The sequence below is a fragment of the Cupriavidus sp. NPDC089707 genome (assembly GCF_044748965.1).
GTDB lineage: Bacteria > Pseudomonadota > Gammaproteobacteria > Burkholderiales > Burkholderiaceae > Cupriavidus.
The window spans coordinates 379,849-397,443 of sequence record NZ_JBIVHB010000003.1 but is presented as its reverse complement, the minus strand read 5'-3'; the positions used below and the strand labels follow the sequence as shown (position 1 = coordinate 397,443).

Annotated in this window: 13 protein-coding genes and 6 tRNA genes; 13 read left to right on the top strand and 6 right to left on the bottom strand. The window is 65.1% G+C overall.

The window, feature by feature from the left end:
• Positions 1-18 precede the first annotated feature (18 nt).
• Positions 19-660 carry a TetR family transcriptional regulator gene (locus tag ACIP1U_RS08140; protein ID WP_400313653.1) on the top strand — a complete coding sequence of 214 codons (642 nt, stop codon included), beginning with the start codon at positions 19-21 and terminating at the stop codon, positions 658-660.
• Positions 661-760: 100 nt separating this feature from the next.
• On the opposite strand, the gene fabI is transcribed toward ACIP1U_RS08140, so the two are convergent.
• Complete coding sequence (gene fabI, locus ACIP1U_RS08135) at positions 761-1,546, bottom strand: enoyl-ACP reductase FabI (RefSeq protein WP_400313650.1); 786 nt, start codon at positions 1,544-1,546, stop codon at positions 761-763.
• Between the two features lie 211 nt (positions 1,547-1,757).
• On the opposite strand from fabI, the gene ACIP1U_RS08130 reads away from it, so the two are divergent.
• The 5 genes from ACIP1U_RS08130 to ACIP1U_RS08110 all read left to right on the top strand — a co-directional run bounded on the left by ACIP1U_RS08130 (position 1,758) and on the right by ACIP1U_RS08110 (position 8,641).
• Positions 1,758-3,656 carry an extracellular solute-binding protein gene (locus ACIP1U_RS08130; RefSeq protein ID WP_400313647.1) on the top strand — a complete coding sequence of 633 codons (1,899 nt, stop codon included), beginning with the start codon at positions 1,758-1,760 and terminating at the stop codon, positions 3,654-3,656.
• Between the two features lie 52 nt (positions 3,657-3,708).
• Complete coding sequence (locus tag ACIP1U_RS08125) at positions 3,709-4,758, top strand: microcin C ABC transporter permease YejB (protein WP_354685462.1); 1,050 nt, start codon at positions 3,709-3,711, stop codon at positions 4,756-4,758.
• Positions 4,755-5,891, top strand: a complete 1,137-nt coding sequence (locus ACIP1U_RS08120) for an ABC transporter permease (protein ID WP_400313643.1) — start codon at positions 4,755-4,757, stop codon at positions 5,889-5,891. Before ACIP1U_RS08125 ends, ACIP1U_RS08120 begins: the two co-directional genes overlap by 4 nt.
• A gap of 83 nt (positions 5,892-5,974) precedes the next feature.
• Positions 5,975-7,564 (top strand): ABC transporter ATP-binding protein, encoded by a 1,590-nt coding sequence (locus ACIP1U_RS08115; RefSeq protein ID WP_400313847.1) that lies wholly within the window; start codon positions 5,975-5,977, stop codon positions 7,562-7,564.
• 396 nt (positions 7,565-7,960) lie between these two features.
• Positions 7,961-8,641, top strand: coding sequence for a C40 family peptidase (locus ACIP1U_RS08110; protein WP_400313641.1), 681 nt, complete (start codon positions 7,961-7,963; stop codon positions 8,639-8,641).
• 71 nt (positions 8,642-8,712) lie between these two features.
• Here ACIP1U_RS08110 and ACIP1U_RS08105 read toward each other — a convergent pair whose 3' ends face one another.
• Positions 8,713-9,642: a patatin-like phospholipase family protein gene (locus ACIP1U_RS08105; protein ID WP_400313639.1), complete on the bottom strand. Its 930-nt coding sequence runs from the start codon at positions 9,640-9,642 to the stop codon at positions 8,713-8,715.
• 237 nt (positions 9,643-9,879) lie between these two features.
• Here ACIP1U_RS08105 and gltX point away from each other — a divergent pair, with 237 nt between their 5' ends.
• The 7 genes from gltX (at position 9,880) to ACIP1U_RS08070 (ending at position 12,512) form a co-directional block, all read left to right on the top strand.
• Positions 9,880-11,286, top strand: coding sequence for a glutamate--tRNA ligase (gene gltX / locus ACIP1U_RS08100; RefSeq protein ID WP_400313636.1), 1,407 nt, complete (start codon positions 9,880-9,882; stop codon positions 11,284-11,286).
• Between the two features lie 272 nt (positions 11,287-11,558).
• Positions 11,559-11,634: transfer RNA gene (locus tag ACIP1U_RS08095), tRNA-Ala, on the top strand.
• A gap of 66 nt (positions 11,635-11,700) precedes the next feature.
• Positions 11,701-11,776: transfer RNA gene (locus tag ACIP1U_RS08090), tRNA-Glu, on the top strand.
• Between the two features lie 68 nt (positions 11,777-11,844).
• Positions 11,845-11,921, top strand: a tRNA-Asp gene (locus tag ACIP1U_RS08085).
• A 188-nt stretch (positions 11,922-12,109) separates the two neighbouring features.
• A tRNA-Ala gene (locus ACIP1U_RS08080) sits at positions 12,110-12,185 on the top strand.
• Between the two features lie 106 nt (positions 12,186-12,291).
• Positions 12,292-12,367: transfer RNA gene (locus ACIP1U_RS08075), tRNA-Glu, on the top strand.
• 68 nt (positions 12,368-12,435) lie between these two features.
• Positions 12,436-12,512, top strand: a tRNA-Asp gene (locus ACIP1U_RS08070).
• A 149-nt stretch (positions 12,513-12,661) separates the two neighbouring features.
• Here ACIP1U_RS08070 and ACIP1U_RS08065 read toward each other — a convergent pair.
• The 4 genes from ACIP1U_RS08065 to ACIP1U_RS08050 all read right to left on the bottom strand — a co-directional run bounded on the left by ACIP1U_RS08065 (position 12,662) and on the right by ACIP1U_RS08050 (position 17,513).
• Positions 12,662-14,014, bottom strand: coding sequence for an MATE family efflux transporter (locus tag ACIP1U_RS08065; protein WP_400313633.1), 1,353 nt, complete (start codon positions 14,012-14,014; stop codon positions 12,662-12,664).
• Between the two features lie 117 nt (positions 14,015-14,131).
• On the bottom strand, positions 14,132-15,919 hold the full coding sequence (locus ACIP1U_RS08060; protein WP_400313630.1) for an ArnT family glycosyltransferase: 1,788 nt from the start codon (positions 15,917-15,919) through the stop codon (positions 14,132-14,134).
• Between the two features lie 277 nt (positions 15,920-16,196).
• On the bottom strand, positions 16,197-16,457 hold the full coding sequence (locus ACIP1U_RS08055; protein ID WP_010814268.1) for a type B 50S ribosomal protein L31: 261 nt from the start codon (positions 16,455-16,457) through the stop codon (positions 16,197-16,199).
• A gap of 204 nt (positions 16,458-16,661) precedes the next feature.
• Positions 16,662-17,513 (bottom strand): M90 family metallopeptidase, encoded by an 852-nt coding sequence (locus ACIP1U_RS08050; RefSeq protein ID WP_400313626.1) that lies wholly within the window; start codon positions 17,511-17,513, stop codon positions 16,662-16,664.
• Positions 17,514-17,595 lie beyond the last annotated feature (82 nt).

Below are 17,595 nucleotides of genomic sequence, written 5' to 3'. Positions count from 1 at the left end.
GCATCAAGGTTGCCTGCCATGCCGAACCCGCTTCCGCAAGATCCTGCCGCCGCCACGCGAGCGGCGCGTCAGCGCCTGCCCGCCGAGGTGCGCAACCGCCAGATCCTCGACGCCGCGCTGGCGGTGTTTTCCGAACGCGGCTTCGAGGCCGCTCGGATGGACGATATCGCTGCCCGCGCCGGTCTCTCCAAGGGTGGCCTTTACGCCCACTTCCGCAGCAAGGACGAAATCTTCGAAGCGTTGTTGCGTCGCGCGCTAAGCCCGTCAGACCTCGACCTTGCCGCGCTGTGGGCCGCATCGCCCGACACGCGCCACTTTGCCCAGGCTTTCGTCTACCGCATCTACGACGACCTGATGCGGCCGGAGACATTGGCTGTGCAACGCCTGCTGGTGGCCGAAGGCACGCGCCTCCCCCACCTGAGCGCGCAATGGCAGCACGATACGGTCGAGGCGCTGGTGGCACAGCTCAGGCGCGTGCTGGCGCGTGGCGTGGCGGAGGGAAGCTGCCGCGCCGGTGTCGCCACGCGCCACCCGTGGCTGCTGCTGGCGCCGGTGGCCTACCAGGTGCTGTGGCAACTGGTGTTCGGCAAGGCCGATGCCGCCGCGCTGCAATCGCGGCGGCGAGAGCATATTGCCCTGGTGCGCGAACTGCTGGCCTAGGGCCGGCTGGTTCGCGCGAGAATGGGAAAACCTGCCAAGAAAAAGGGCGCCATCGCTGGCGCCCCTGTCGACTCCGGCGCTGCGGCCGGCAGTCCTGCCGTCAGGCGTCCGCGACGCTCGCGCCGACGATATTGAAGCCGCCGTCGACGTAGGTGATCTCACCGGTCACGCCGCTGGCCAGGTCGGACAGCAGGAAGGCCGCCACGTTGCCGACTTCCTCGATGGTCACGTTGCGGCGCAGCGGGGCAGCCTGCTCGAAGTGGCCCAGCAGTTTGCCGAAGTCCTTGATGCCGGAGGCGGCCAGCGTCTTGATCGGGCCGGCCGAGATGCCGTTGGCGCGGATGCCGCGCGGGCCGACCGACGAAGCCAGGTAGCGCACGCTGGCTTCCAGCGCGGCCTTGGCCAGGCCCATGGTGTTGTAGTTGGGGACCACGCGCTCGGCGCCCAGGTAGGTCAGCGTCAGCAGCGAGGCCTTGTCCGACAGCAGCGGCAGCGCGGCCTTGGCCAGCGCCGGGAAGCTGTAGGCGGAAATGTCATGGGCGATGCGGAAGCCTTCGCGCGACAGGCCCTCGAGGAAATCGCCGGCGATGGCTTCGCGCGGCGCGAAGCCGATCGAGTGCACCAGCCCGTCGAACTTCTCCCAGCGCTGGCCCAGCGCGGCGAAGGTCGCTGCGATCTGCTCGTCGCTGCCGACATCGCACTCGAACACCATGTCGGTACCGAATTCCTTGGCAAACTCGCTGATCCGGTCCTTGAACCGTTCGCCGACATAGGTGAAGGCGAGTTCGGCGCCTTCGCGCTTGCACGCGGACGCAATGCCATAGGCGATCGAGCGGTTCGAGAGCAAGCCCGTGATAAGGATCCGCTTACCTGCCAGAAATCCCATAAGTTCTCCAAGGTGGTGTATCAGGCACGCTTCCTGCGTCCGCCGTGCGGCCGTGAGCGTGCCCTGGCTGTTCTGCGGCCGTTTTATTGCGCCGCGCAGAGGGAATGTCCGGATGGCTGGCGCCACCCCGGACGCATGTAAAATTGTCTCATACTTGGCCCGGCCGCAGAACGCCGGGCCCCACAGGGTGATAGTGGAGGAATCCAACGGGATGCCTATTCAAGCACGTTGGCCGCTTCAGGCGGCATGGCAGTGCTTCCGGCGGGATGCGGTACTGCGGTTCGGGCTGGCGACCATGCTGGCAACGGGGGTCTCCCTGGTCTGTCTGGTCTCTTCTCCGGCCATGGCGGCGCATGGGTTCGCCTTGCACGGAGACCTGAAGTACGCCGAAAATTTCCCGCACTTCGATTATGTCAATCCCAACGCCCCGGCCGGCGGCACGCTCACACTCGCCAATCCGGACCGGCGCACCAGCTTCGACAAATTCAACCCGTTCACGCTGAAGGGCACTTCGGCGCCCGGGCTTAATGCGCTGATGTTCGAATCGCTGCTGGTCAGCAGCGCCGACGAGACCGCCAGCGCCTACGGCCTGCTGGCCGAGGACGTCACCGTTGCGCCGGACGAGCTGTCGGTCACCTTCCGCATCCGCCCGCAGGCGCGCTTCTCCAACGGCGACCCGGTGCTGGCATCGGATGTCAAATATTCCTATGACATGCTGATGAGCAAGGCGTCGAGCCCCGGCTACCGCAGCATGTGCACCGACGTCAAGGCGGTGGTGGTGACCGGCGAGCGTACGCTGCGCTACGACTTCAAGCAGCGCAACCGCGAACTGCCGCTGATCGTTGGCGCGCTGCCGGTGTTCTCGAAGAAGTGGACCGCCAAGGTGCCGTTCGATAAGCTGACCTTCGAGCCGCCCATCACCAGCGGCCCCTACCTGATCGAGCGCTACGACGCAGGCCGCGGCATCATCTTCAAGCGCGCTTCCAACTACTGGGGCAAGGACCTGGCGGTGCGCCGCGGCACCTTCAACTTCGCGCGCGTGGTCTACCGCCTGTACAAGGACGAGACCGCCAAGCTGGAGGCCTACAAGGCCGGCGAATTCGACGCCATCGTCGAGTACCGGGCCAAGAACTGGGCCAAGAGCTACCAGGGCACGCGCTTCCGCAGAGGCGATCTGATCAAGACCGAATTCCCGCACCGCAATGGCGCCGGCATGCAGGGCTTCGTGATGAACATGCGCAAGCCGGTGTTCCAGGACGTGCGCGTGCGCCAGGCGCTGATCCTGGCGCTGGACTTCGAATGGCTCAACCGGCAACTGTTCTATGGCGCCTACAAGCGACTGGACAGCTGGTTCTCCAACAGCGAACTGGCCGCCAGCGCCACCTTCGACGGCCGTCCCGGACCCGCCGAGCTGGCGCTGCTGGAGCCGCTGCGCGCCGAGCTGCCGCCCGAAGTCTTCGGCCCCGACGTGGTGCAGCCCAGCACCGCGGCGCCGCGCTCGCTGCGCGACAACCTGCGCCTGGCCCGCCGCCTGCTGGCACAGGCCGGCTGGACCTACACCGACGGTGCGCTGCGCAACGCCAAGGGCGAACCGCTGGTATTCGAGTTCCTGGACGATGGCGGCGCCATGAGCCGCGTCATCACGACCTATGTGCGCAACCTGGAAAAGCTCGGCATCCAGGTGCACCAGCGCACCACCGACTTTGCGCTGTACCAGAAGCGGCTGGAAGACTTCGATTTCGACATGGTGTCGATCCGCTTCCCCGACTCGCAGAGCCCGGGCAACGAACTGCGCGATCGTTTTGCCAGCGAGGCCGCCACCACGCCCGGCTCGGACAACCTGTTCGGGTTGAAGTCGCCGGTTGTCGACAAGCTGGTCGACAACCTGCTGCATGCCCATACTCGCCAGGAGCTGATCACCGCCGGACGCGCGCTCGACCGGGTGCTGATGCACGGCTACTACATCGTTCCCAACTGGTACAGTGCGTCGCACCGCGTTTCGTACCGCAAGGAGCTGGCGTACCCGGAACGGCTGCCTCATTTCTACACGGCCGAAGGCTGGATCCTGAGCCAGTGGTGGCGCAAGGACCTCAAGCCGCAAGCGCGCTGATGCACTGGCACGCGCCTGCGCATGCCCTGACGAACGAAACAAGGACCGGCCGATGCTTGCCTACCTGCTCAAGCGCATCCTGCTGATGATCCCGACGCTGATCGGCGTCATCACGCTGACCTTTGTCGTCATCCAGTTCGTCCCGGGCGGCCCGGTCGAGCAGATGATGATGGAACTGAAAGGGCGGGGCGGCGCCGGCGAAGCCAGCGGCGGCGGCGCCGAATACCGCGGGCGCCGCGGCGTCGACCCCGACAAGATCAAGGAAATCCAGGCCCTGTATGGCTTCGACAAGCCGCCGCTGGAGCGCTACTTCCTGATGCTCAAGCGCTTCGCCCAGTTCGACCTGGGCCAGAGCTATTTCCAGCACCGCAGCGTGTGGGAGCTGGTCAAATCCAAGCTGCCGGTCTCGGTCAGCCTGGGTTTGTGGACCTTCTTCCTGACCTACCTGATATCGGTGCCGCTCGGGATCTCCAAGGCGATCCGGGCGGGCAGTCGCTTCGACGTGGTGACCAGCATCATCGTGCTGGTCGGCTACGCCATCCCGGGCTTCGTGCTGGGCGTGCTGCTGCTGGTGCTGTTCGGCGGCGGCACCTTCGTGCAGTGGTTCCCGCTGCGCGGGCTGACCTCCGACAACTGGGAGCAGCTGTCGCTGATGGGCAAGGTAATGGACTACCTGTGGCACCTGGTACTGCCGATCACCGCCTCTGTGGTGGGCAGCTTCGCCGTGGTGACCATGCTGACCAAGAACGCCTTCCTGGAGGAAATCCGCAAGCAGTACGTGCTGACCGCGCGCGCCAAGGGCCTGGGCGAGCGCCGCGTGCTGTGGAAGCATGTGTTCCGCAACGCGCTGATCCCGCTGGTGACCGGCTTCCCGGCGGCCTTTATCGGCGCCTTCTTCACCGGCTCGCTGCTGATCGAGACGCTGTTCTCGCTCGACGGGCTGGGCCTGCTGTCGTATGAGGCCGTGCTGCGGCGCGACTACCCGGTGGTGCTCGGCACGCTCTACCTGTTCACCCTGATCGGGCTGGTCACGCGCCTGATTTCCGACGTCTGCTACGTGCTGGTCGATCCCCGCATCCATTTCGAGGGCCTGCACCGATGAAACCGTTCTCGCACGCGGTGCCCAACGGCCTGCCGCATTCGCCCTCGCCGCGCCAGCGCGCCTGGCAGCGCTTCCGGCGCAACCGGCGCGGCTACTGGAGCCTGGTGATCTTTGTCGTTATCTTCGTGCTGAGCCTGGGCGCGGAGTTGCTGTCCAGCAACCGCCCGCTGGTGGTGCGCTACCAGGGCGACTACTACTTCCCGATCGTCAGGACCTACCCGGAGACGACCTTCGGCGGCGACTTCCCGACGCCGGCCGACTATCTGGACCCGTATATCCGCGACCGCATCACCACCAACGGCAACTTCGCGGTCTTCCCGTTCAACCAGTATTCGTACGACTCGCTCAACTACTTCGCCAAGGAGCCCAACCCGGCGCCGCCCTCGGCCGAGAACTGGCTCGGCACCGACGACCGCGGCCGCGACATCCTGGCGCGGCTGCTGTACGGCTTCCGCGTGTCGGTGCTGTTCAGCCTGGCGCTGACCGTGATCGGCGTGGTGATCGGCACGCTGACCGGGGCGCTGATGGGCTTCTTCGGCGGCCGCTTCGACCTGTTCTCGCAACGTGCCATCGAGATCTGGAGTTCGATGCCCGAGCTGTACCTGCTGATCATCTTCGCCTCGATCTTCGAGCCCAGCCTGGCGCTGCTGATCATCCTGCTCTCGCTGTTCGGCTGGATGGGGCTGTCCGACTACGTGCGCGCCGAGTTCTACCGCAACCGCTCGCTTGACTACGTCAAGGCGGCGCGGGCGCTGGGCTTGTCCAATGTGCAGATCATGTGGCGCCATATCCTGCCGAACAGCCTGACCCCGGTGATTACGTTCCTGCCGTTCCGCATGAGCGCAGCGATCCTGGCGCTGACCAGCCTGGACTTCCTTGGCCTGGGGGTGCCGCCGACCACGCCGAGCCTGGGCGAGCTGCTGGCGCAGGGCAAGGGCAACCTCGATGCGTGGTGGATTTCGCTGTCGACTTTCACCGTGCTGGTGGTGACGCTGATGCTGCTGACCTTCATGGGCGACGCGCTGCGCGATGCCTTCGACACCCGCCTGGGACTGGCTGCGCTGCGTGGCCGGGTCGAACCCAAGGTCCCGGCCGGCGCGCCGACTGGCACGGCACCGGGGGTGACGCCATGAGCGCCTTTTCGTCAGTCGCGCCAGTCCTCCAGCCAGGCGCTGGCGCCACGCACGCCGCGGCGCCGGCGCCTGGCTCCACGCTGATGTGCGTCGACAAGCTATCCGTCACCTTTGGCCACGGCGAACATGCCACCCGCGCGGTGCGCGAGGTCAGCTTCGACCTGCGCGCCGGCGAGCGCTACGCGCTGGTCGGCGAGTCCGGCTCGGGCAAGACCGTGACCGCGCTGGCTATGCTGCGGCTGGTGGAAGACGCGTACTACGATGGCGCGATCCGCTTCGAAGGCAAGAATTTGCTCGACGTCTCCGACCGCGAGATGCGGGGAATCCGCGGCGCCGAGATCGCGATGATCTTCCAGGAACCGATGACGGCGCTGAACCCGCTGTACACGATCGGTAACCAGATCGTCGAAACGCTGGCGCTGCACGAAGGCCTGGACCGCCGCGCCGCGCGCGAGCGTGCCATCGCGCTGCTGGAGCGCACCGGCATCAGCGACGCCGCCCACCGTTTCGACAGCTTCCCGCACCAGTTGTCAGGCGGCCAGCGCCAGCGCGCCATGATCGCCATGGCGCTGGCATGCCGGCCCAAGCTGCTGCTTGCCGACGAGCCCACCACAGCGCTGGACGTGACCATCCGCGCCCAGATCATGGACCTGCTGCGCGACCTGCAGGCCGAATTCGGCATGGCGGTGATGCTGATCACCCACGACCTGAACCTGGTGCGTTCCTTTGCGCAGCGCGTGGGCGTGATGGAGAAGGGCGTGCTGGTCGAGACCGGCGAGACCGGCCAGGTATTTGCCGCGCCCCAGCACCCGTACACGCGCAAGCTGATCGACAGCCGCCCGAAGCGCGAGGTGCTGCCGCTGGTGCCGCTGGCGCCGGTGCTGCTGGAGGCGTGCAACCTGAGCGTCAACTACGCGCGCAAGCGCCGCGGCCTGGCCGGCTGGTTCGGCAAGGACCAGTTCGCGGCGGTCAAGGATGTCGATTTCCAGCTGCGCGAGGGCGAGACCATCGGCATCGTAGGTGAATCCGGCTCGGGCAAGACCACGCTGGCGCATACCGTGCTTGCGCTGCAGCGCAAGGGCGCGGGCACCATCCATTTCCTGGGCCGCAGCTTCGACGACGCCACGCGCAAGGATCGCTGCCAGCTGCGCTCGCGCATGCAGGTGGTGTTCCAGGATCCGTTCGGCTCATTGGCGCCACGCATGACCATCGAACAGATAGTCGGCGAAGGCCTTGCGCTGCACCAGCCCGGCCTGTCGCGCGAGGCCACGCGTGAGGGCGTGATCGACGCCCTGCGCGAAGTCGGGCTCGACCGCACCGCGCTGGGGCGCTATCCGCACGAGTTTTCCGGCGGACAGCGCCAGCGCATCGCGATCGCGCGGGTGCTGATCCTCAAGCCCCAGGTGCTGGTGCTGGACGAACCGACCTCGGCGCTGGACGTCTCGATCCAGCAGCAGGTGCTGGCGCTGCTGTCCCAGCTGCAGCACAAGTACAACCTCAGCTACCTCTTTATCAGCCACGACCTGGCAGTGATCCGGGCCATGGCCCACCGGGTCATCGTGATGAAGGCGGGGGAGGTGGTCGAAACCGGGGAAACCGAGGCGGTGCTTGGCGCGCCGCAGCATCCCTATACCCGCAAGCTGATGGCCGCGGCGCAGGTTGGTGCAGCCTGACTGTGGTGCCTTGCTGCATGGCTTTTCACGCCGCCGGTCTGGCGGCGTTTTTATATGCGCAATCCGATAAACAAGATGCAAAATTCGGCCTATATCGTTGATTTGCAAGTCAAATCCGGCGAATTTGTAACGAACTTTGACATGTGAATGGCAACCCTTTACCATCCCGCGAGTACTACTTTTGGGGGTGGTGTCTCCGGCGCATTGAATCGTGCACTGCACGTCGACAGTGCATCGCCGGGGTGTCGTGAGGCAATTGCGCCTTTTCTGTCTGGCGCGAATGTTGCGTAACGTCCTCCCCGTAGTGCCGGCGTGGTGCACACGCCGTACGCAGATACCCAGCAGCCCCGGACTTTGTGCCGGGGCTTGCTTTGGAAACGATCAACGGGAGAACCAATGCAGCGATCGGTACTTCATTCCCTGGCGCGCGCCGCCGTCGGAATTGCCATTGCCTGCGGTGCGACTGTGTCGAATGGAGTGCTGGCGGACACGGTGTTCAAGGACGCCGACGCCCGTATCGATGCCACGGCCTCGGCCGCGGACTCGCATGCGGAAGGCAAGCGTGGCTTGCTGTCGTCGGTGGTGAACTCCACCAGCAACGTTGCCAGCAAGGCTGGCGACCTGGTCATGAACGCGTTGGGCCTGATCGGCGTGCGTTACCGTTTCGGCGGCAACAGCCCCGAATCCGGCCTGGACTGCAGCGGCTTTGTCCGCTACGTGTTCCATGACACCTTCGGCTTCATGCTGCCGCGCCGCTCTGTCGAAATCAGCCGTGTCGGCACCAATGTGGCGACAAGCGACCTGCGTCCGGGCGACCTGGTGTTCTTCAACACCATGCGCCAGACTTTCTCGCACGTCGGCATCTATATCGGCGACAACAAGTTCGTGCACGCCCCCTCGACGGGCAGCAAGATCCGTGTCGACGACATGCGCGCCGCGTACTGGGTGACGCGCTACAACGGCGCGCGCCGTATCGAGGACGATGGCCATAGCCGCAGCGAAAGCCTCGGCGACATGGTCGAGACGCTCAAGCGCTACGACCCCAAGGCCGTACGCGCCACCATGTACGGCGGCTGAGCTTTACAGCAACGCCACCAATAAAAAGGACTGCCGCGGCAGTCCTTTTTGTTTTTCTGCTTCGGGCGCCGCTATTGCGTGGCGACCGTGCTGGCCGGCTGCAGCCGCGCCTGCTCCAGCTTCTGCCGCAGCGTGGCCATCACTGCGGCCGTCGCCTGTTCGCCTGCCAGCACCGCGCGATTGCGTGCGTTGAAGTCGCTGCCACTCATGTCGGGCAGTTCGGGGCGGATCACCACGTCGGCGCGCGACAGCGCCATCTTGTTGATCGACTGGCCCATGATTGCGGTGGTTTGCAGCAGCACGCCGCTCTGGCCGGCGTTTTTCTGCGCAGACGGGTCGGCGGAGATATTCACCGCGATGACGAAGTCGGCGCCCATGGCGCGGGCCGAGTCGACCGGCACTGGCTCGACCAGGCCGCCGTCGACGTAGTCATGCCCCTGGATCGACACCGGCTGGAACACCCCTGGCACGCTGCTTGAGGCGCGCACCGCCTGCCCGGTATTGCCGCGGCGGAACAGGATCTTCTCGCCGGTTTTCAGGTCGGTGGCGACGATGCCCAGCGGCAGTTTCATCGCTTCGATTGGCCGGTTTTGCACCTGGCGGTTGACGTAGTTCTGCAGCGCCTCGCCCTTGAGCCAGCCGCCGAAGCGGGTGCCGAAGGGCAGGGCCCAGTCGGCGATCGACGCCTCGTCCATGGTCAGCGCCAGCTTGTTCAGCTTGAAGCCGTCCAGGCCGCTCGCGTACAGCGCGGCCACGACCGCGCCTGCGCTGGTGCCGGTCACCAGGTCGGCATGGATCCCCTGGGCCTCGAGCGCCTTGATTACGCCAATATGGGCAAAGCCGCGCGCGGCACCGCCGCCAAGCGCCAGGCCGATCTTGATCGGGCGCGGAGCGGGCGGGGCGGCGGGGGTGGTTGCCACCGGCGGCGCAGTGCGCGGGCCGAAGGCGCAGCCCGCCAGCAGGGCGGCCACGGAGAGACCGAGGAAATGACGTCGTTGCATGAAGCGGGATCAGTAAATCAGGGGTGACCGGTAATGCGGTGGCATGTGATGCCGGCGCTGCTTGCGTCGGCATGCCGGTCGACCGGCACGATCTCAGACCGGTGCAAGCATAAATGATACCGCGCACGCCTGGCGCCATGCGCAGGGGCGGCGGAACGTGCTTGTATAATGCAAAGCCTGCACATACCAGCCCGCGCGCGCCGCTGCGCGCGGGCTTTCTTGTTTCTGCCCCTGACCATGACCCAACGCGTCCGCACCCGCTTTGCGCCGAGCCCGACCGGCTTTATCCACCTCGGCAATATCCGCTCCGCGCTCTATCCCTGGGCCTTCGCCCGCCGCATGAAGGGCGACTTCATCCTGCGCATCGAAGACACCGACGTCGAGCGTTCGTCGCAGGAAGCGGTCGATGTGATCCTGGAAAGCATGGCCTGGCTGGACATGGACATCGACGAAGGCCCGTTCTACCAGATGCAGCGCATGGACCGTTACCGGGAGGTCGTGGCGCAGATGGTCGACGCGGGCCTGGCCTACCGCTGCTACATGAGCACCGCGGAACTCGACGCACTGCGCGAAGCCCAGCGCGAGCGTGGCGAGAAGCCGCGCTACAACGGCTTCTGGCGTCCGGAAGAGGGCAAGGTACTGCCCGAGCCCCCGGCCGGCGTGGACCCGGTGATCCGCTTCAGGAACCCGATCGGCGGCAGCGTGGTGTGGGACGACGCGGTCAAGGGGCGCATCGAGATCTCCAACGACGAACTCGATGACCTGGTGATCGCGCGCCCGGACGGCACACCCACCTACAACTTCTGCGTGGTGGTGGACGATCTCGACATGAAGATCACGCACGTGATCCGCGGCGACGACCACGTCAACAACACCCCGCGCCAGATCAACATCATCAGCGCGCTCGGCGGCACCGCGCCGGTCTACGCGCACCTGCCGACCGTGCTGAACGAGCAGGGCGAGAAGATGAGCAAGCGCCACGGCGCCATGGCCGTGACCGGCTACCGCGACGAAGGCTACCTGCCCGAAGCCGTGCTGAACTATTTGGCACGCCTGGGCTGGGCCCATGGCGATGCCGAGATTTTCTCGCGCGAGCAATTCATCGAGTGGTTCGACCTCGAGCACCTAGGCAAGTCGCCGGCGCAGTACAACCCGGAGAAGCTGGCCTGGCTGAACAACCACTACATCAAAGTCGGCGACAACCAGCGCCTGGCCGGGCTCACGCAGCCGTTCGTTGAGGCGCTCGGCGGCAAGGTGGAAGGTGCCGATCTGGTCGGCGTGGTGGCCCTTGTGAAGGATCGCGCCAACACGCTGAAGGAGGTCGCGCAGGCCGCGCTGCTGTTCTATCGCGGCGAGCCGCAGGCGGATGCCGCGCTCAAGGCCGAGCATCTGACGCCGGAGATCCAGCCCGCGCTGGCCGCGCTGTCCAGCCAGCTTGCCGCGCTGCCCGAGTGGAAGCGCGAGGCCATCAACGCGACCTTCAAGGCGGTGCTTGCCGAGTTCGGCCTGAAGATGCCCAAGCTGGCCATGCCGGTGCGCCTGCTGGTGGCGGGCCAGCTGCAAACGCCGAGCATTGATGCGGTGCTCGAACTGTTCGGCCGCGACACGGTCCTGCGCCGCCTGGGCGCCGGTATCGCCGCGTAAAAAATCTCGCAAAAGTCCGTGCCGGGGGCTTGCGCTCCGGGCCGGAGTTGCGCATAATCTCGTTCTCCCTGCAGCGCGGTCCCTGACCAAGCGGGCTAGCGGATCCGCAAGGATCTACGCGGTCTCCAAGCTTTTAGAAAGCAAAGAGAAAAGCGGAAAAAGTTAAAATGGGAGCTTGCAAAGATTAGTGGTTGATATATAATCTTGGCTTCGCTTGAAACGGTGGTTAAGAAAAGCGAAAATACGCAAGTTGCAGTAAATGGAAGTACCATGGGGCTATAGCTCAGCTGGGAGAGCGCTTGCATGGCATGCAAGAGGTCAGCGGTTCGATCCCGCTTAGCTCCACCAAGATTTAGGTGGCATCCAGTCAGTATCGGATGGCGCCAGACGGAACGTGTTGAAAAACAGGTTTCTGTCCCCTTCGTCTAGAGGCCTAGGACATCACCCTTTCACGGTGAGTACAGGGGTTCGAATCCCCTAGGGGACGCCAAAACAGCCGGGCGTAATCAGACGTCCAGCAGTTGTTTCAAGCCATACGCTTGAAACGACGCCGACTAAGGAGTGGTAGTTCAGTCGGTTAGAATACCGGCCTGTCACGCCGGGGGTCGCGGGTTCGAGTCCCGTCCACTCCGCCAAATCTAAACCCGCATGGTTAATCGCCATGCGGGTTTTTCTTTTAGGGTGAGGGATTATGTTGATAATCGCCGCGGCAACAGTAAAAAATGTTGCAATCGTTGCGGAAATCGACATATAATCTTTGCTTCGCTGCAAGCACAGCAGTTTGTGAATGTAGCGAAAGCGCAGATCAGGCAGTTGCCTGTAAGGGGCTATAGCTCAGCTGGGAGAGCGCTTGCATGGCATGCAAGAGGTCAGCGGTTCGATCCCGCTTAGCTCCACCAAGGATTCGGGAGGCGTCAAAAAAGATGCTTCCCAAGCGTGAAAAAGTCTGTTAGCATGTTGGACTTTCCAGCGCACGACAGAAAACGCGTTGTAAAACAAGTTTCTGTCCCCTTCGTCTAGAGGCCTAGGACATCACCCTTTCACGGTGAGTACAGGGGTTCGAATCCCCTAGGGGACGCCAAAACAGCCGGGCGTAATCAGACGTCCAGCAGTTGTTTCAAGCCATACGCTTGAAACGACGCCGACTAAGGAGTGGTAGTTCAGTCGGTTAGAATACCGGCCTGTCACGCCGGGGGTCGCGGGTTCGAGTCCCGTCCACTCCGCCAAATTAAACGCCCGCGCAAGCGGGCGTTTTTCTTTCCTGCTCCAGGTTTATTACGCCTCAGTATCGAGGCGCGGCTGCGGCAAGCGCGGGCGCGTCATCGAAGCATACGATCGCCTCAGTCCCCTCAGTCCCCTCAGTCCCCTCAGTCCCTCAGCCCTTCTCGTCGGTGCTTACTCGCGCGAAATACCGCACCAGCAATCCGCCGGCAATGGCGAGACTTATGCTGTTTGCCAGCCAGAATCCGCCGGCCCCGTGCGTGAACGCCGGCAGGCCTTCAATCAGTCCGAACCCCAGCACATAGCCGCCGCCCAGTCCGATACCCCACAGCGACCCCGCATAGATCAGCGTCGGAATCACCGCGATCTTATAGGCACGCAGGACAAACGCCGTCATCACCTGCACGGCATCGAACGCCTGGTAGAAGGCCACGAACAACACCAGCGGCAGTGCGGCCGCCACCACGGCAGGGTCGCTCGCATAGGCGTGCAGGATGGGCTCGCGCAGCAGCCACAGCAGCGCACCGGTCAGCATGGCCAGTGCCGCTGCCGCGCGGATGCCGCGCCAGGCAATGCGGCTCGCTCCGGCGAGATCGCGTGCGCCGATATGCTGCGCGACCAGCGTCGACGTGGCGATGGCTAGCGACAGTGGCAGCATGTAGGCAACGGCGCCCAGGTTGGCGATGATCTGGTGTCCCGCCAGCGTGACCGTGCCCAGCCGCGTGATAAAGATCGACATCAGCGTGAACGAAGTGATCTCGATCAGGTAGGTCAGCCCCATCGGCACGCCCAGACGCAGCAGCGCACGCAGCGGCGCGGCTGCCGGCCAGCTCCAGGTGGCAAAGATCCGCAGCGGCTGGTAGCCAGCGCTATAGCGCAGGATCAGCAACCCGGCGATGCACCATGCCCAGCTGATCAACGTCGAGGCCAGCCCGCAGCCGGGCCCGCCCATGGCGGGCACACCCAGGCCGCCGTGGATAAACCAGGCATTGAGCGGAATCTTCAGCGCCAGTCCGCCGACCTGCAGCACCGTGACCATGATCGGGCGCGACATCGCATTGTTGAGCGCCGAATAGATGCGGAAGCCGAGGGCCGCGGGCAGCCCGAACGCGCCGAAATGCAGGTAGGCGGTGGCCTTGTCCACCAGTTCGGGTGGCGCCTTGGCGAAGGCCAGCAACGGCGCCGGGAAGGCCAGCAGCAGCACGCCGGGGATCGCCAGCGCGGCACCCAGCCACGCGGCCTGCCGCACTTCCGCACCGATCGCTTCGACGCGGCCGGCGCCATAGAGCTGGCCGGCGACAGGCGCAAGTGCCTGCAGCACGCCCATCAGGCTGATATAGACGGTGACGTAGATTGAACCGCCGAGGCCGACGGCGGCGAGATCGGTGGCGGAGGCGCGGCCGGCCATCACCGTGTCGATGACGCCGAAGGCGATCACGGCCAGCTGGCCGGCCAGTACCGGCGCGGCCAGGCTGAAGATGCGGCGAAGGTCTTGGATCAGGGTCATTCAGGCCTCAGGGGCAATGTCAGGGGCGTTGACCGGGCACGATGCCCGCAGCCGCCTGCGGCCGGAATGGTTCGATGGCGCTGCGGTGCGCTGCGGGAGTTCGTGCCGGTGATGGGATCAGGGTTGCCGCGGCAGGCGGCGGCGCGGCAGGTCGGGACGCGGGTGCACGGCGCGCGCGGTGTCGACCAGCCGGTACATGCGGAAGCGCTCGTCCCGGTCCGCGGGGCGGCGGCCTTCCCAGATCAGCCGCCACTCGAAATGCGAGATATTGCCGGGCTCGCCGTAGTCCACCGCATCGTGGCGCAGCAGCACGTCGCAGCCGTCGCTGGGTCCGCCAAAGCGGATATGGCCGAAGTAGGCGAACGACGCCAGCTGCGCATCGCCCATGCGGATCGGCTGCACGCACTGATATGCGGGCGGCAGCGCCATCGCCGCGGCCTGCGCCACGTCACGGTAGGTCTTGCCGTAGTTGATCGACGGCAGCCACAGCGTCATTGCCATCACCCACATCAGCGTGGTGCCGGCGGCTGAGATCACCACCGGCCGCCAGATCTGCTTGGGCGCGCGCGACAGGCGCCAGCGCACGATCAGCACCCAGGCAATGGTCGCCGCCAGCGCGATCAGCACCGCAGTGATCGTGAACTCATGCTGGTAGCCAGGCAGCTGGCGAAACACGTTGCGCGCGACGCGCGGCGGCCAGCCGGTGGTCTTGGCGATCCACATGAACCAGACCGTGCCGCCGAAGATGGTGAAGAACAGCAGCGCGAACCAGTCGATCGCGTTGATCACGCCGCGCGCCAGCGTGGGCAGTGCGAAGGCTGCCAGCACCGCCATCGGCGGCAGCAGCAGGATGAACTGCACGTCGCCGCCACTGCGTTGCAGGAACAGCAGCACCACAACGGGCAGCAGTACCGCCAGGGGCATTGCCACGTGGGCGGCGCGGCGCATGCCTGCCCAGGCTACCCATGCCCATGCCGCGATCGGCCAGACCGGCCACGTGTACAGGAACAGGTTGCGCATGTTGAAGCCGAACGTCTGCATGTTCGGCGAACCATAGTTGCGCCGGTCGTAGCGCGCCCATTCGCGGATAAAGGTGACGGCCTCGGTGCGGTCCGTCGCACCGAAATACGCCGCAGCCAGCCAGGCCGCGACGATCAGCAACGCCAGTGGGATGCCGATGGCGGCAAGCCTCCGCCACGGCAGCGGCTTGCAGACCAGCGCGCAGACGGCAGTGCCGAACAGCAGCGCCAGCGGCAGGATGGGGCCGCTGGCCAGCGCCAGGCCGCCGAGTGCGGCGCCGTAGACCAGACTGCCCATCAGCGGCTTGTCGAGGCTGCGCACCAGCGCGTACAGCGCCAGCGCGATAAAGGCCACCTGGCCGACCTGCGGCGTGGTCTCGTGCCCGCGCATGGCCAGGCCGACACAGGCCAGGAAAATCAGCAGCGCGCCGTCGGCCAGCGTGCGGCCATAGTCGCGCGCATTGGGCTGGCCGCCGAACGCATAGGCGAACGGCTGGACCTCGTCGCGCCGGCCCAGCAGGTAGGTGCTGTACCAGATGCAGGCGCAGGTCGAGAAGAAGAACAGGGCGGTAGCAAGGCGCGCGGCGTCGGTGGGTCCCAGCCAGCTGCCGAAGCCGCGGATCATCAGGGCGCCGATCCAGAAAACCAGCGGGCCGTCCGCCGTGAACGGTCGGCCAACGATGTTCGGCATCAGCCAGTCATGCAGGCCGCCGGTGGCCAGTTGCCACATCACGCCGAAGCCGGCGGCGTCCTCGTTTTTCCACGGATCGCGGCCAAACAGGCCGACCAGGCCGTAGATGATGCAGATCGCCAGCAGCAGGGCGCGCGGCAGGGCGCCGGTCGCGGCAGCGGTCAACTGGACGGGTGAGGTATTGGCTTGACGCATCGATGCTCAGGTCGGGCCGTGGCGCAATGGCGCGAAGGCCACAGTATCGCGCATGCGGCGGCCGCGAGGGCCGTGACATGCCGTAGAAGCCTCACGCAGGTGAGGGATTCCGGTGGATACAACAGTGCCGGCGCTGGCTGGCCGGGAGGGGCACGCAAACGCGGGGCAAACGGCGGCACAAAAGAAAAGAGGCAGCCGATTGCTGCCTCTTTGCTGGTTCGCGCCGGCCCGGAGCATCTGTCCGCGGGCCGCGCGAAGCGGGGTTCGCCGAAAGCGATTACTTTGCAGCCTTGCCCAGCTTGTTGCCGAACTTCTGGCGGAACTTCTCGACGCGGCCGGCGGTGTCCATGATCTTCTGGGTGCCGGTGTAGAACGGGTGCGATTCCGACGAGACTTCGATCTTGGCCAGCGGGTATTCCTTGCCGTCCTTCACGATCTTGTCCTTGGTCTGGATGGTCGAGCGGGTGATGAAGCTGAAGTCGCTGGACATGTCCTGGAACACGACTTCGCGGTAATTCGGGTGAATGCCTTCTTTCATGATGAGTCCTTTCTGGTTGGGTAGCCAGTCCGTTGCGATCCGCGCTCTACTGCTGAATTCACCGCTGAAAACACGACGCATCGACGAACGAACCACTTGCCGGTAACGGGCAAACCGGGATTATGGCAGAAAAACAATAACTTGGGGAAGGGCGAGAGGCATATCGCGCGCTGTCAGTCTGGATGGCTGGTTATGCCTTTTTATTCACATCGCAGCGGGGTCCTGGCGGTAAAAGGAGGCTAGCGACTGGTAGACAACCGGCCAATGCCGGGCCAGCCCACCGGGTTCAACAAAAAATGCTTCTGACGTCACGGCAAAGAACTCGCTGGCTGCCTCGCTACCGTAGGGGTCGATGATACGCAGAGCCGGCGGCAGCCGTTCGGGATGCTCCCAGTCCGATTCCTTGCGTGCCTCCCATGCCGCTGCAAAGCGGTCGTACTCGGTGAGGAAGGTTTCCGCCCACGCCTCAGCATTGATATCCGGATGCAGCACGCGCGAGAAGGGTGGCACGCCGTCCGGCTCGCCGTCGAGCATGTCCAGCTTGTGGGCAAATTCATGGATGACCACGTTGTAGGTGTCAGCCGGCAGCTCATGGTCGCTGTCGATGCCGGCCCCTGGTGCATACACGTCCGCCCAGGACAGGATCACGGGGCCATGCTCCCAGGCTTCGCCGCTGGCTTCCTCTACCACGCCGTGCACCAGGCCGATCTCGTCCTGCACGGTCCGGCGGATGATGAATTCACCGGGGTACAGCACGATGCCGTGCCAGCCGCGGTACCACGCCAGCCCCAGCTTCAGGATCGGCACGCACGCTTGCACGGCGACGCTGACGACCATGTCGTCGGCCAGCGGCAGTTCGTGCGCGGTGGAGTATTCCTTCTCGGCAATGAACAGCGTGGCCAGTTCGCGCAGCGCGGTCAGGTCTTCGCTGCCATAGCGCTGAACGAACGGCAGCGTGGCGACGGTGCGCTCCCACAGGTCGTCGGGGATCGCGTAGTGTTCCAGCTTGCGGGCCCTGGAGCGGGTGCGCAGGAATGCAGTCAGTTTGCCGAGCATAGGAAACCAATCGGGCAACAAAAAGGCGTGCCGTGGCACGCCTTTTTGTTCGTCTTGCCGCGCGTCCTTGAGCGGTACGCCG